This window comes from Variovorax boronicumulans NBRC 103145, assembly GCF_001591345.1.
Classification (GTDB): Bacteria; Pseudomonadota; Gammaproteobacteria; order Burkholderiales; family Burkholderiaceae_C; genus Variovorax; species Variovorax boronicumulans.
Genome location: NZ_BCUS01000010.1, coordinates 12,180 through 26,281 on the forward strand (window position 1 = coordinate 12,180; position 14,102 = coordinate 26,281).

The window sequence follows — 14,102 nt, forward strand, 5'->3', positions numbered from 1 at the left end:
ACACCCCATGACAACGCGCGACGAAGCGGCACGCGAAGCCGCCGCACTGAGCGAGCAGCTGCATCGCCACGCCCATCTGTACTACGTGCTCGACGCCCCCGAACTGCCCGACGCCGAGTACGACAAGATGTTCCAGCGCCTGCAGGTGCTGGAGACCGAGTTTCCCGAACTGCGCACGCCCGATTCGCCGACGCAGCGCGTGGGCGGCACGGTGCTCGACAGCCTGGCCAAGGTGCGCCACCGGGTGCCGATGCTGTCGATCCGCACCGAGACCGACATCACACCGACCGGCGCCAGCGCCTTCGATGCACGCGTGCGCCGTGAACTGGGCCTGGCCGAAGATGCGCCGCAGATTGCCTATGTTTGCGAGCTCAAGTTCGACGGGCTGGCCATGAGCCTGCGCTACGAACACGGCGTGCTGGTCCAGGCTGCCACGCGCGGTGACGGCGAGGTGGGCGAGGACGTCACGCAGAACATCCGCACCGTGCGCGAGATTCCACTCAAGCTCAAGGGCGCGGCGCCACCCGTGGTCGAGGTGCGCGGCGAGGTCTACATGAAGCGTGCCGATTTCGACGCTCTCAACGAGCGCCAGCGCCAGAAGATCGCCGCCGGGCAGAAGAACGAGAAGGTGTTTGTCAACCCGCGCAACGCAGCGGCCGGCGCGGTGCGCCAGCACGACCCGGCGATCGCGGCAGAGCGCCCGCTGAGCTTCTTTGCCTACGGCCTGGGCGAGGTTTCGCCCGCGACCGAAGGCGGCCCCGACATCGCGACCCAGTTCGACTGGCTGCAGCAGTTCCACGCTTGGGGCTTTCCGGTGGCCACGCAGACCGCGCGGGCGACCGGTGCTATTGAACTGATAGCGTTCCACGAAACCATCGGCCGCCAGCGCGATGCGCTGCCGTACGACATCGACGGCGTGGTCTACAAGGTCGACAGCCTGGAGCTGCAGCGGCAGCTGGGCTTTGTCTCGCGCGAACCGCGCTGGGCCGTGGCCCACAAGTACCCGGCGCAGGAGCAGCTGACCGAGGTGGTCGGCATCGAGATCCAGGTGGGCCGCACCGGCAAGCTCACGCCGGTGGCCAAGCTGGCGCCGGTGTTCGTGGGCGGCGTGACGGTGACCAACGCCACGCTGCACAACGAGGACGAAGCCCGCCGCAAGGACGTGCGCGTGGGCGATACGGTGATCGTGCGGCGCGCCGGCGACGTGATTCCCGAAGTGGTGGGCGTGGCGCCCGACAGCCTGGCCAAGCCCGACGACCAGCGCGGCGCGGTCTTCACCATGCCGCACAAGTGCCCGGTGTGCGATTCCGAGGCGGTGCGGGAGGAGGGCGAGGTCGACTACCGCTGTACCGGCGGCCTGTTCTGCGCAGCGCAGCGCAAGGAGGCCATCCTGCATTTCGCGGCGCGGCGCGCGGTCGATGTCGACGGGCTGGGCGACAAGCTGGTCGAACAGCTGGTCGATGCCAACCTGATTCGCACCTTGCCCGATCTCTACAAGCTCGGCTTCGTCACGCTGGCGGGCCTGGACCGCATGGCCGAGAAGTCGGCCCAGAACCTCGTCGATGCGCTCGAGGCGTCGAAGAAGACCACGCTGCCGCGCTTTTTGTTCGGCCTGGGCATCCGCCACGTCGGCGAGAGCACGGCGAAGGACCTCGCCAAGCATTTCGGCAAGCTCGACGCCATCATGGACGCGACCGAGGAGCAGCTGCTCGAGGTCAACGACGTCGGCCCGGTGGTGGCCCAGAGCCTGCGCACCTTCTTCGACCAGCCGCACAACCGCGAGGTGGTCGAGCAGCTGCGCGCCTGCGGCCTGACGTGGGAAGAGTTCGAGCCCGAGGCCCGCGCGCCCAAGCCTTTGGCGGGACTGACCTTCGTGATCACCGGCACCCTTCCTACGCTGGGCCGCGACGAAGCGAAGGATAAATTGGAGGCAGCCGGCGCCAAGGTGGCCGGCTCCGTCAGCAAGAAGACCCACTACCTCGTGGCCGGGGAAGAGGCTGGCAGCAAGCTGGACAAGGCGCGCGACCTCGGCGTCACGGTGATTGACGAGGCGCGTATGCTGGAGATCCTCGCCAGCGGTGTTCCGCCGGCACCCAACGCCTGAGTCGCCCGGCGCCCGGGATCCAGGCCTTTACCGGCCGTTACGCGACTTCACACCAGCGCAGTCAACAGGGTCTACAAGCGGGCGTTGAACGATCACAGAAGGCCGACAAGGAGTCCCTCATGCAAAAAATTCGTGTTCTCGCTACCAGCCTCGCACTCGGCGGCATCGCGCTGCTGAGCGGCTGCGTGGCCGTTCCTGGCGATCCGTACTACTCCGGCGGCTATTCCGAACCGTACTACTCCGACCCGGGTCCCGTGGTGGTGCCGGCGCCGGTGTACATCCAGGGTGGCGGCTACTACGAGCGGCGTCCGTACTACGACCGCCGCCCTTATTACGACGGCCGTCGGCCGGCTTACCCGTACCCCGGCGTGCGACCCTCGTACCCGACGACGCGCCCGGGTTGGGGCGGTGGCCGTCCGCCGGTTGCCGTGGTGCCGCCGGTGCGGCCCGGCGGGGGGGGAGTGCCCGGCATCACGCCCTCGCAGCCGCAGCAGATGCCCCGCGGCCCTGCGCGGCTGTGGACCTCGCCGGACTCGAAGAACAATCCCGGCGGTATTCCGTGATCGTGGCATGAGGCTCTCGCGATAATTGCGCGATGGCCTTCCGCGAAATCCTCAAGATGGGCGACCCCCGGCTGCTGCGCACCGCGCAGCCGGTCGCCGCTTTCGACACCGACGAACTGCACCTGCTGGTGCGCGACATGTTCGAGACCATGCGGGCGGTCAACGGCGCAGGCCTTGCGGCGCCGCAGATCGGCGTCGACCTGCAACTGGTGATCTTCGGCACCGACACCGTCAATCCACGCTACCCCGACGCGCCGCCGGTGCCGCGCACCGTGCTGCTCAACCCCGTCATCACGCCGCTGGGCGATGAAGAGGAAGAGGGCTGGGAAGGCTGCCTGTCGGTGCCCGGCCTGCGCGGCGTGGTGCCGCGCTTCGCCCACATCCGCTACACGGGCTTCGACCTGTATGGCGACCCGATTGACCGCACCGCCGACGGCTTCCATGCGCGCGTGGTGCAGCACGAGGTCGATCACCTGTTCGGCAAGCTGTACCCGATGCGGGTGCGCGATTTCTCGCGCTTCGGCTACACCGAGGTCCTGTTCCCGGGCCTCGATGCGGCCGACGACGACTGATTCGCCAGTCGCCTCTTTGCTTACTTGTTGTTGAGCCCGAAGCGCCCGCCGCCCGTGAGCGCGAGCGAGATCGCCGCGAACAGGAACATGCCCTGCAGTTCCAGCGCCCAGCCGCCTTGCCCGTTCAGCGCGCCGAGGTCCTTGCGGTGGGCCAGCCAGATCGCCACCACCATGTTGATGGCCACGACCAGCGCGGCGGGCCGCGTGAACAGGCCGACGATCAGCAGCACCGGCGCCAGGATCTCGCCCACGTAGACCAGGTAGGCCAGCACCGCGGGCACGCCGTGCGACGCGAGCATGCCGCCGATGCCGTCGACGCCCTTGCCGACTTTGGCAATGCCATGCAGCAGGATGAGGATGCCCAGCGCAACGCGCAGGATGAGCTTGCCGGTGTCGTCGGACTTGACCATAGTGTGATTCCTGTTCGGGAGTGATGAAAGGGCCGTATGGTAGTGAAACTCGCCGCGCCGCCAACCGATCGCCCGCGAGCGGATCGACATATGTATCCAACGCAGGGTTCTTTGTCGTCGGCCTGCATCGCCCCGTACACTGCCTTTTGCCTACTGTTGAGGAGCACACACCAATGATGATGAAGAAGACAAGCACCCGATTCCGCCCGGCACTGCTCGCCACCGCTTGCGTTCTCGCGCTGGCCGCCGCGGCCCCGGCCTTCGCCGGCAAGACGCTCGATGCGGTCAAGCAGCGCGGCACCGTCAAGTGCGGCGTGACCAACGGCGTGGCCGGTTTCTCGGCCCCCGACACGCAGGGCAACTGGTCGGGCCTGGACGTCGACACCTGCCGCGCGATCGCCGCGGCCGTGCTGGGCGATCCCAAGAAGGTCGACTTCGTGCCGCTGAACTCGCAGCAGCGCTTCTCGGCGCTGCAGGCCGGCGAGATCGACATCCTCGCGCGCAACACCACCTGGACGCTCACGCGCGACGCCTCGCTGGGCTTCAACTTCACCACCATCACCTACTACGACGGCCAGGGCTTCCTGGTGCCCAAGAAGCTCAAGGTGACGAGCGCCAAGCAGCTCAAGAACGCCACCATCTGCACGCAGTCGGGCACCACCAACGAGAAGAACGTGTCGGACTACTTCCGCGCGCAGAACATCCCGGTGAAGACCGTGGTGTTCGAGAGCTTCGAAGCCTCGTTCAAGGCCTTCTTCTCGGGCCGTTGCCAGGCCTTCACCACCGACGCCTCGGCGCTGGCCGGCCTGCGCAACAAGGAAGCGACCAACCCCGACGACTACCTCATCCTGCCCGAGCTGATCTCCAAGGAGCCGCTCGCGCCGCTGGTGCGTCGCGGCGACGACGAGTGGTTCGCCATCGCCAAGTGGGTGCCCAACGCGCTCATCGAGGCGGAAGAGTTCGGTGTCACGCAGGCCAATGCCGACCAGCTCAAGGCCGGCAGCAAGGACCCGGCCCAGCAGCGCCTGCTCGGCGCCGGCGAAGACCTCGGCAAACTGCTGGGCCTCGACAAGGACTGGTCGTACCGCGCCATCAAGGCCGTGGGCAACTACGGCGAGATGTTCGAGCGCAACGTCGGTCCGAAGTCGGTGCTCAAGCTGCCGCGCGGCTCCAACAACCTCTGGAGCAAGGGCGGCCTGATCTACGCACCACCGGTGCGATGAGGCAGGAGGGCGCCTCGCGCCGCGGCGCTTGGCTGGCCTGGCTCGTTCAGGCCCTCCTGGTGCTGGCCGTCGTGGCCGGTGCCGCCTGGGTGGTGAGCCATGCGCTCGAGGTGCTGCGCGCACGCGGCGTGCGTTCGGGCTTCGACTTCCTCACCGAGCCCGCGGGCTTCTCGATCAGCGAAGGCTGGCTCGACTTCGACGCCAGCCAGGCCTCATGGCGCGCGTTCCTCGCGGGCCTGATCAACACCGTGCGCGCGGCCGTGCCGGCGGCCATCTTCGCGGTGGTGCTCGGCACGCTGATCGGCATCGGCCGGCTCGCGCCGCATGTGCTGCTGCGCGGCATCTGCACCGCGTACGTGGAACTGCTGCGCAACGTGCCGCTGCTGGTGCAGCTGCTGATGCTGGCCTTCGCGATGGCCAACCTGCTGCCCGACCCGACCGAGCCCGTGCGCCTGCTGCCGGGCGTGTGGCTCAGCAAGGGCGGGCTCAGCGTGCCTTGGCCGGTGGCGGGCGAGGGTGGCGGGTGGCCCACGCATTTCGAATGGCCTGAGCGCGGCGACTTCGGCGTGAGCGGCGGCGCCGCGCTGAGCCCGGAGTACGTGACCATCGTCGCTGGGCTGTCGCTGTACTCGGCGGCCTTCGTCGCCGAGATCGTGCGCGCGGGCATCCTCTCGGTGTCGCAGGGGCAGGTGCTGGCAGGGCAGGCGCTGGGCCTGTCGTCGGTGCAGCGGTTGCGCATCGTGATCCTGCCGCAGGCGCTGCGCGTGATCGTGCCCTCGCTCACCAACCAGCTGCTGAGCCTCACCAAGAATTCGTCGCTGGCCGTGGCCGTGGGCTATCCGGAGCTGGTGTCGGTGGCCAACACCACCATCGGCTCGAACGGGCGCGCCTTCGAGTGCATCGCGATCATCATGGCGGCGTACCTGCTGCTCTCGCTCGTGATCTCCTTCGGCATGAACCGCTACAACGCGCGCGTCGCGCTGCGAGGCTGGCGATGAGAAACGTCGCGCAAGGCCCCATCGCATGGCGCAGCGAGCTGTGGGGTTCGCCCCTGCGTGCGCTGGCCACGGTGCTGCTGCTGGGCTTGCTGGCCTGGGCCGGCTTCCACGCGTTCGAATGGGGCGTGGTGCACGCCGTGTTCCGGCCCGACGCCGAGGCCTGTCGCGCGGTGCAACACGGCGCCTGCTGGGGCGTGGTGGCCGAGAAGTGGCGACCGATGCTGTTCGGTCGCTTTCCGTATGAAGAGCAATGGCGTCCGGCCATTGCGGTGGTCGTGCTGTCCGCGGTGACCGTGCTCAGCGCGTGGCCGCGCAGTTGGCGCTGGTGGCTGGCGCCGTTGTGGGGCGTGGCACTGCTGCTGTTCGTCGGGCTGATGCACGGCGGCGTGGCCGGGCTGAGCGTGGTGCCGACCAGCCGCTGGGGCGGCCTGCCGCTCACCATCGGGCTGGCGGTGGTCGGGCTGGCGCTGGCCTTTCCGCTGGCGCTGCTGCTCGCGATGGGGCGGCGCTCCGAATGGCCGGTGGTGCGCACGCTGAGCGCGAGCTACATCGAGCTGGTGCGCGGCGTGCCGCTGATCTCGGTGCTGTTCATGGCCTCGTTCCTGCTGCCGCTGCTGTGGCCCGCGGGCTGGCAGCCCGACGTTCTGGTGCGCGTGCTCATGGGCCTCACGCTGTTCGTCGCGGCCTACCTGGCGGAGATCATCCGCGGCGGCCTGCAGGCCGTGCCGCGCGGGCAGACCGAGGTGGCGATGGCGCTGGGCTTCGGTCGTTGGCCGGTGCAGCGCGACATCGTGCTGCCGCAGGCGCTGCGCCTCGTGGTGCCGGCGCTGACCAACAGCGTGGTCGGCACGCTGAAGGACACTTCACTGGTCACCGTGGTCGGCCTGTTCGAACTGACCGGCGCACTCGGGCTGGCGCTGGGCGGCGACCCGGTCTGGCGGCCGTTCTACCTTGAGGGCTACCTCTTCGTGGCAGCCGTCTACTGGCTGCTGTGCTTCGGGCTGTCGCGCTACAGCGTCTGGCTGGAGCGGCGCCTGGGCACCAGCTCGGCGTAGCCGGTCTGCGCGTCGGGTTCGCGCGAGAAGCGCCATTCAGGCAGCACCGCGACGAGGACCTCGGCCGTGGTGCGCACCACGCAGCCCGGCGCGGCATGGCCGCCCGACACGCGGCCGGCGGCATCCGACACGCTGAGATGCAGGTGCGAGCCGTCGGGCGACAGCGTGCCGGCGAGCGTGAGGATTTCAAGGTCGTCTTCGATCCGCGTCGCCGTCTCTGCGCCCGCGAAACGGATGCTCGCGCCGCTCAGGCTGCCGATGCCCGAGACCACGAAGGCCGCGTCGCCGATGCCGGCTTGCTTCAGCACGGCGTCGAGCGCCGCGCGCAGGTCGTCGCCGGGTTGCAGCCGCAGCACCAGCGTGTCCATGCGCGTGCGCCTCGCGTTAGCTCGCCGACAGCGCCTTGTCGACCACCTGCTGCGCCTCGCCGAGGATGCGCGCGAGGTGCTCGTCGCCGAGGAAGCTCTCGCCGTAGATCTTGTAGATGTTCTCTGTGCCCGATGGCCGCGCGGCGAACCAGCCGTTCTCGGTGACGACCTTCACGCCGCCGATGGCCGCGCCGTTGCCCGGGGCGTGGCTCAGCACGTTCTCGATCTTCTCGCCGGCCAGTGTGGTCGAAGTGATCTGCTGCGGCGACAGCGCGGACAGACGCTTTTTCTGCTCGGGCGTGGCGGGTGCGTCCACGCGGTCGGACACGGGGCGCCCCAGCGCCTGCGTCAGCTCGGTGAAGCGCTCGCCGGGGTCGCGGCCCGTGCGTGCGGCGATCTCGGCCGAGAGCAGGGCGGGCACGATGCCGTCCTTGTCGGTGGTCCAGGCGCTGCCGTCGTGGCGCAGGAAGGTGGCGCCCGCGCTTTCCTCGCCGCCGAAGCCCAGCGAGCCGTCGACCAGGCCGTCGACGAACCACTTGAAGCCCACCGGCACTTCGTACAGCGGGCGGCCCAGCCGCGCCGCCACGCGGTCGATCATGCGGCTGCTGACCACCGTCTTGCCGACGGCCGCCTGCGCCGGCCAGTGAGGGCGGTGCGTGAAGAGGTAGTCGACCATCACCGCGAGGTAGTTGTTCGGCTGCATCAGGCCCGCGCTGCGCGTGACCACGCCGTGGCGGTCGTGGTCGGTGTCGCAGGCGAAGGCGATGCCGAAGCGGTCTTTCAGCGCGACCAGCCCGTGCATCGCGTCGGGCGACGACGGGTCCATGCGGATGCGGCCGTCCCAGTCGAGCGACATGAAGCGGAAGGTCGGGTCGACCGCCTGGCTCAGCACGTTCAGGCGCTGGAGCTTGTAGCGCGCAGCAATGGCGGGCCAGTAGTGCACGCCGGCACCGCCCAACGGATCGACGCCCAGGTCGATGGTGCCGCCGCGGATCGCGTCCATGTCGAGCACCTGGGCCAGGTCTTCGACGTAGGTGTTCAGGTAGTCGTGGCGGTGCGTGGTGGACGCCTTCAGCGCCTGCGCCAGCGGCATGCGCTTCACGCCATCGAGCTTGTTCGCCAGCATCTTGTTGGCGGCGGCTTCGACGGCGGAGGTGATGTCGGTGCCTGCGGGGCCGCCGTTGGGCGGGTTGTATTTGAAGCCGCCGCTTTCGGGCGGGTTGTGCGAGGGCGTGATCACGATGCCGTCGGCCAGTCCGCTGGTGCGTCCGCGGTTGTAGACCAGGATGGCGTGGGACACGGCCGGCGTGGGCGTGTACTCGTCGCCCTTCGACAGCATCAGCTCGACGCCGTTGGCCGCCAGCACCTCGACCGCGCTCGCGAAGGCGGGCGTGGACAGCGCGTGCGTGTCGATGCCCAGGAACAGCGGGCCGTCGATGCCTTGCTGCTTGCGGTAATCGCAGATGGCCTGGCTGATGGCCAGCACATGCCATTCGTTGAACGCGTCGTCGAACGAGGAGCCGCGATGTCCCGAGGTACCGAAGGCCACGCGCTGGCTGGGCACCGCCGGGTCGGGGCGACCGGTGTAGTAGGCCGAGACGAGGCGCGGCACGTCCACCAGCAGATCAGACGGGGCCGGCTGGCCCGCGAGGGGATGGGAAGAGGTGCTCATGTCGAAAGCGGGTGATGAAAGGGAGCGCGCCGGCGGTGCCGTGCGCGGCCTTTCAGCATACGCCATGGGCGGGGGCGGCTTGCCGCCTGCGCGCCCGTTCACAGAAGTCCGCTTACAACCCTTTCAATGTGAGCGCCGCGTGCGGACCCGCTCCGGGCCGTCGCCCGTGGCCAGCCACCGGGCGGGCACCTCGAAGTACGCGGCGATCGCATGCAGGTGCAGGGTGCCTGCGCAGCTGTGCCGGTCGGTGAGCCAGCGGATCACGGTGGGGGCGCTGACGCCGCACTGTCGGGCGAGCTCGGATTTCCATTGAGGCTGCGATCCGGCGACGAGCGAGATCAGGCGGTCTTGAAAGCTGGCGTTCATGGTCGGCCCCCTTTGGCGACAACAGCGGTCGGCTCTGAATTTCCTCGAAACGCGCCAGGCACCCAACCCCTCCTTCGCAGGGACTGGTAGTTTTTTGCATGGAGGGTGATCTAGTTCCGACGCGCGGCGGCTCTACCCGTGGGTGCCAGCGTCAGAATGAGGGTGCATATCGGCCAGAAAGGCCGAAGGGGGTGTGCCATGAAAGTGATGACGCTGGACGACCACGCGTTGTTTCGCGCGGGCCTGCGCATGCTGCTGGAGAGCATGGAGCGCAGCGCCGAAATCTTCGAAGCCGCCACGGTCGACGAGGCCTGCGCCCTGGCGCTGCGCCATCCCGACCTGGCGATCTGCCTGCTCGATCTCGAACTGCGCGGCGAGTACGGTCTGGATGCGCTGGTGCGCCTGAAGGCGGCCGCGCCCGACATCGCGGCCGTGGTGGTGTCGGCCTCGACCGATGTCGACATCATCCGCGGTTGCCTGGAGGCGGGCGCCATGAGCTTCGTGCCCAAGAGCATGCCGGCCGACTTCCTGAAACGGGCCTTCGAGACCGTGCTGGCGGGGGAGGTCTACCTGCCGCAGGAAATCCTGCACCTGGGGTCGAAGAGCACCGCCAGGCCGACACTCAGCCCGCGCCAGACCGACACGCTGCACGGCCTGGCGCGCGGGCTGCCGACCAAGTCGATCGCGCGTGAGCTCGGCCTGTCCGAGCACACGGTGAAGGAGTACATCGGCACCTTGTTCCAGGCACTGGGTGTGCACAATCGCACCGAGGCCGTGATCACGGGCATCCGCCTGGGGCTGTTGTCGCCGCTGCAGCGCAAGGGGTCATGAGCGGGCCTCCGCGGGCGGCTAAGCTTCAGGCTGGTTTCAAGGAGCAAGACAAGATGCGCATGACGTTTGGCCGGCACGGGTTTCTTCTGACGGCTGCGGCCCTGGCTGCGGTGCTCGCGGGCTGCGAGGCCCCGCCCAAGGACCGGCCGCTCACCTCCGAAGTGCCGGCGCCGCCGAGCTTCGCGCCCCCGCCCGAAAGTTGCCAGGCGCCGGAAGTGCGCTTTGCGCTCGGCATGCAGGCGACGCGTCCGTTGCTCGAAGAAATGCGCCAGCGCGCCGGCGCGAAAACCGCCCGCACCGTGCCGGCCACGGCACCGGCCGACCCGGCGCAGGATGCGACGCGGCTCAACGCGCAGGTCGATCCCACGGGTCGCATCCTCGGCGCGTACTGCGGCTGAGCTGCACACGCCCATTCAGCGGCCTCACTGGGAGGCCAGTGCCTCCATCAGGTCGGTCTCGATGGCCAGCTGCGTCTTCTGGCCTTGCAGTTCCGGCCCGCTGATCAGGAACGTGTCTTCTACCCGTTCGCCCAAGGTCGTCACCTTCGCCAGTTGCAGGTTGAGGTGATGCCGCGCGAGCACGCGCGCCACCGAATACAACAGGCCTGCACGGTCGCTGGCCGAGATGCTGAGCAGCCAGCGCTGCGCCTTGTCGTCGGGCACGAGGCTGATGCGTGGCTTGATCGGAAAGCTGCGCACCCGGCGTGACACGCGCCCCATGCTCGGCGCGGGCAGCGCACCGGCCTCGGTGAGCGTTTGCGCGAGGCCCGTTTCGACCATGCTGATCAGGTCGCGGTAGTGGTCGGGCTGGAAAGTCGTCACCACCTGGAAGGTGTCGAGCGCATAGCCGTTGCTCGTGGTGTGGACCTTGGCGTCCAGGATGCTGAACGAGGCCTGGTCGAAATAGCCGCAGATGCGCGCGAACAGATCGGACTGGTCGGGCGTGTAGACCACCACCTGCAGCCCTTCGCCCACCGGCGACAGGTGCGCGCGCACGATGGGCAGGGCCTTCGGATCGATGGGCACGTTCTTCGGTGGCACGAAGCGCGACAGCTGCTTGGCGTGCCAGGCGATCTCGGTGGCGTCGTGGCGCATGAAGTAGCCCACGTCGAGCGTGTCCCACAGCGCCTTGTGCGCCTCGAAGCGCTGGGCGTGCAGGGCCAGCTGCACCAGCGCTTCGCGCTTGCGGGCCTCGACCTCGGCGTCCGGGTCAGGCATGCGACCGCCCAGGGCGCGCAGGGTGAAGCGATACAGGTCCTCGAGCAGCTTGCCCTTCCAGGCATTCCACACGCGCGGCGAGGTGCCGCGGATGTCGGCCACCGTCAGCAGGTACAGCGCCGTGAGGTAGCGCTCGTTGCCCACGCGCTTGGCAAAAGCGCCGATGACCTCGGGGTCGCCCAGGTCCTGCTTTTGTGCGACCTGGCTCATCACCAGGTGCTCGGCCACGAGGAATTCGATGAGCTTGGCGTCTTCACGCGCGATGCCGTGCTGCTTGCAGAAGCGCTGCACGTCGCGCGCGCCGAGCGTGGAGTGGTCGCCGCCGCGGCCCTTGGCGATGTCGTGGAAGAGGGCGGCGACGTAAAGAATCCAGGGCTTGTCCCAGCCGGCCGCGAGCTGCGAGCAGCCCGGGTACTCGTGCGCATGCTCGGCGATGAAGAAGCGGCGCACGTTGCGCAGCACCATCAGGATGTGCTGGTCGACCGTGTACACGTGGAACAGGTCGTGCTGCATTTGCCCCACGATGCTGCGGAACACGCGCAGGTAGCGTCCCAGCACCGAGGTCTGGTTCATGAGCCGGAAGGCATGCGTGATGCCGTAGGGCTGCTGCAGGATCCGCATGAAGGTCACGTGGTTGACCGGGTCGTTGCGGAACTTGCTGTCCATGACATGGCGCGCGTTGTACAGCGCACGCAGCGTGCGCGCCGACAGGCCCTTCACGCCGATGGTCTTCTGGTACAGCAGGAAGGTCTCGAGCACCGCATGCGGCTCGCGCTCGTACAGGTCGTCGCTGGCGATCTCGATCAGGCCGGCGCGCTCGTAGAAGCGCTCGTTGATCGTCGTGGGCTGCTCGTCGATGGGCTGCAGCCGCTCGGAAATATTGAGCAGCAGGATCTGGTTGAGCTGCGACACCGCCTTGGCCGCCCAGTAGTAGCGGCGCATCAGCGCCTCGCTCGACTTGCGCTGCGACTCGCTCTCGTAGCCGAAGCTCGCGGCCACGGCGGTCTGCAGGTCGAACACCAGCCGGTCTTCGCGCCGGTTGGCGATCACGTGCAGGCGGGCGCGGATGAGCGAGAGCAGGGCCTCGTTGCGCTTGATCTGCTGCGCCTCGAAGGGCGTGGCCAGGCCGTTCTTGGCCAGGTCGTCCCAGCGGCTGCCGAAGCCGGCGGCCTTGCTCATCCAGAGGATGGTCTGCAGGTCGCGCAGGCCGCCCGGCGATTCCTTGCAGTTGGGTTCGAGCGCGTAGGGCGTGTTGTCGAACTTCTGGTGGCGGTGCCGCATTTCCTGCGACTTGGCCACGAAGAAGGCCTGCGGGTCGATGGCCTGGGTGAAGCGGCGGCGAAAGGCCGCGAAGAGCTTCTTGTCGCCCGTGATCAGGCGCGATTCGAGCAGCGAGGTCTGGACCGTGATGTCCTTGGCGGCCTCGTCCAGGCACTCCTCGAGCGTGCGCACGCTGGAGCCGATCTCGAGGCCGGCGTCCCAGCACTGGCCGATGAAGGCCTCGATGCGGGCCGGCTCGACGCCGCTGTCCTGGCCCTCGGGCGGCAGCAGCAGCAGCACGTCGACGTCGGAGTACGGGAACAGCTCGCCGCGCCCGTAGCCGCCCACCGCGGCCAGCGCGAAGGCGTCGCCGAAGCCGGCTTCGTTCCACAGCGCAGTGAGCGTCTGGTCGGCCAGCGCCGAGAGCTGGCGCAGCACCGTGTGGACGCTGCGGGTGGGCGCGCGTGCGAAGCGCAGGGTGTCGAAAAGGGCGAGCTTTTTCGCGCGATAGGCTTCGCGCAGCGTCGCCACGTCGATCTTGGCTGCTTCGATCACGGCGGGGGCGCGCTGGGGCGCGTCAGGTTTTGGTGGAGGTGACGAAGGCCGGCAGCGGCGGGCTGCCTTCGGAGAGCGTCAGCACCTCGTAGCCGGTCTCGGTGACGAGCACCGTGTGCTCCCACTGGGCCGACAGCGAGTGGTCGCGCGTGACGATGGTCCAGCCGTCGTACTGGCCGCCCTTGAAGTCTTCCTTCACGTCGCGCTTGCCGGCGTTGATCATCGGCTCGATGGTGAAGATCATGCCGGGCTTGAGCTCTTCCATGGTGCCCGGGCGGCCGTAGTGCAGCACCTGGGGCTCTTCGTGGAAGCGCTGGCCCACGCCGTGGCCGCAGAACTCGCGCACGATCGAGAAGCCCTGGCCCTCGGCGAACTTCTGGATCGCATGGCCCACATCGCCCAGGTGTGCGCCGGGGCGCACCTGCAGGATGCCGTGCCACATGGCTTCGAAGGTGACGTTGCACAGGCGCTTGGCGGCGATGGAGGCGTCGCCGATCACGAACATGCGGCTGTTGTCGCCGAACCAGCCGTCCTTGATGACGGTGACGTCGACGTTCATGATGTCGCCCTTCTTCAGGGGCTTGTCATTGGGGATGCCGTGGCACACCACGTGGTTCACCGAGGTGCACAGCGACTTCGGGAACGGCACGCTGCTGGCGCCCATGTAGCCCACCGTGGCCGAGGTGGTGCCCTGCTTGACCATGTACTCGGCGGCCAGCCGGTCCACGTCGTTGGTCGTGATGCCGGGCTTGATGAAGGGCGTGAGGTAGTCCAGCACCTCGGACCCGAGGCGGCAGGCGACCCGCATGGCTTCGATGCCTGCGGCGTCTTTGTAGGTAATGCTCATGCCCCGAATTATCCCATTCGGCAAGCTAAAATTCCGGGTTAACGCGGATGACCCCAGTCAG

General features: G+C 68.3%; 14 protein-coding genes. 8 read left to right on the plus strand and 6 right to left on the minus strand.

Annotated features, from left to right (window positions below; translation table 11 throughout):
• Positions 1 to 7 precede the first annotated feature (7 nt).
• From ligA to def, 3 genes are all read left to right on the plus strand, one after another.
• Positions 8 to 2,104, plus strand: a complete 2,097-nt coding sequence (ligA, locus tag VBO01S_RS04765; RefSeq protein WP_062471239.1) for an NAD-dependent DNA ligase LigA — start codon at positions 8 to 10, stop codon at positions 2,102 to 2,104.
• Between the two features lie 119 nt (positions 2,105 to 2,223).
• On the plus strand, positions 2,224 to 2,667 hold the full coding sequence (locus VBO01S_RS04770) for a hypothetical protein (RefSeq protein ID WP_062471240.1): 444 nt from the start codon (positions 2,224 to 2,226) through the stop codon (positions 2,665 to 2,667).
• Between the two features lie 32 nt (positions 2,668 to 2,699).
• A complete protein-coding gene (gene def / locus VBO01S_RS04775) occupies positions 2,700 to 3,239 on the plus strand; it encodes a peptide deformylase (RefSeq protein WP_062471243.1) in 540 nt (179 codons plus the stop codon).
• Positions 3,240 to 3,259: 20 nt separating this feature from the next.
• Here def and VBO01S_RS04780 read toward each other — a convergent pair whose 3' ends face one another.
• The gene (locus VBO01S_RS04780; protein ID WP_062471245.1) at positions 3,260 to 3,649 is read right to left on the minus strand and encodes a DoxX family protein; all 390 of its coding nucleotides are present in this window, start codon (positions 3,647 to 3,649) and stop codon (positions 3,260 to 3,262) included.
• Positions 3,650 to 3,828: 179 nt separating this feature from the next.
• Between VBO01S_RS04780 and VBO01S_RS04785 the strand changes: the two genes are divergently transcribed.
• The 3 genes from VBO01S_RS04785 to VBO01S_RS04795 are packed head-to-tail and all read left to right on the plus strand — an operon-like array spanning position 3,829 to position 6,925.
• Positions 3,829 to 4,872, plus strand: a complete 1,044-nt coding sequence (locus VBO01S_RS04785; protein WP_062471416.1) for an amino acid ABC transporter substrate-binding protein — start codon at positions 3,829 to 3,831, stop codon at positions 4,870 to 4,872.
• Positions 4,869 to 5,870 (plus strand): amino acid ABC transporter permease, encoded by a 1,002-nt coding sequence (locus tag VBO01S_RS04790; protein WP_062471247.1) that lies wholly within the window; start codon positions 4,869 to 4,871, stop codon positions 5,868 to 5,870. The genes VBO01S_RS04785 and VBO01S_RS04790 overlap by 4 nt, the downstream gene beginning before the upstream one ends.
• Positions 5,867 to 6,925: an amino acid ABC transporter permease gene (locus VBO01S_RS04795; protein WP_062471250.1), complete on the plus strand. Its 1,059-nt coding sequence runs from the start codon at positions 5,867 to 5,869 to the stop codon at positions 6,923 to 6,925. Before VBO01S_RS04790 ends, VBO01S_RS04795 begins: the two co-directional genes overlap by 4 nt.
• Here the strand turns inward: VBO01S_RS04795 and VBO01S_RS04800 are convergent.
• From VBO01S_RS04800 to VBO01S_RS04810, 3 genes are all read right to left on the minus strand, one after another.
• Positions 6,880 to 7,293: a PPC domain-containing DNA-binding protein gene (locus VBO01S_RS04800; protein WP_062471253.1), complete on the minus strand. Its 414-nt coding sequence runs from the start codon at positions 7,291 to 7,293 to the stop codon at positions 6,880 to 6,882. The genes VBO01S_RS04795 and VBO01S_RS04800 overlap by 46 nt on opposite strands.
• Before the next feature lie 16 nt (positions 7,294 to 7,309).
• Positions 7,310 to 8,965, minus strand: a complete 1,656-nt coding sequence (pgm, locus tag VBO01S_RS04805) for a phosphoglucomutase (alpha-D-glucose-1,6-bisphosphate-dependent) (RefSeq protein WP_062471256.1) — start codon at positions 8,963 to 8,965, stop codon at positions 7,310 to 7,312.
• A gap of 123 nt (positions 8,966 to 9,088) precedes the next feature.
• Positions 9,089 to 9,331 (minus strand): helix-turn-helix domain-containing protein, encoded by a 243-nt coding sequence (locus VBO01S_RS04810; RefSeq protein WP_062471259.1) that lies wholly within the window; start codon positions 9,329 to 9,331, stop codon positions 9,089 to 9,091.
• Between the two features lie 198 nt (positions 9,332 to 9,529).
• Here VBO01S_RS04810 and VBO01S_RS04815 point away from each other — a divergent pair, with 198 nt between their 5' ends.
• The gene (locus tag VBO01S_RS04815) at positions 9,530 to 10,162 is read left to right on the plus strand and encodes a LuxR C-terminal-related transcriptional regulator (RefSeq protein ID WP_062471262.1); all 633 of its coding nucleotides are present in this window, start codon (positions 9,530 to 9,532) and stop codon (positions 10,160 to 10,162) included.
• A gap of 53 nt (positions 10,163 to 10,215) precedes the next feature.
• Positions 10,216 to 10,560, plus strand: coding sequence for a hypothetical protein (locus VBO01S_RS04820; RefSeq protein WP_056580768.1), 345 nt, complete (start codon positions 10,216 to 10,218; stop codon positions 10,558 to 10,560).
• 24 nt (positions 10,561 to 10,584) lie between these two features.
• On the opposite strand, the gene VBO01S_RS04825 is transcribed toward VBO01S_RS04820, so the two are convergent.
• Complete coding sequence (locus VBO01S_RS04825) at positions 10,585 to 13,194, minus strand: [protein-PII] uridylyltransferase (protein ID WP_062471264.1); 2,610 nt, start codon at positions 13,192 to 13,194, stop codon at positions 10,585 to 10,587.
• A 22-nt stretch (positions 13,195 to 13,216) separates the two neighbouring features.
• Positions 13,217 to 14,041 (minus strand): type I methionyl aminopeptidase, encoded by an 825-nt coding sequence (gene map, locus VBO01S_RS04830; RefSeq protein WP_062471267.1) that lies wholly within the window; start codon positions 14,039 to 14,041, stop codon positions 13,217 to 13,219.
• Positions 14,042 to 14,102: the final 61 nt, after the last annotated feature.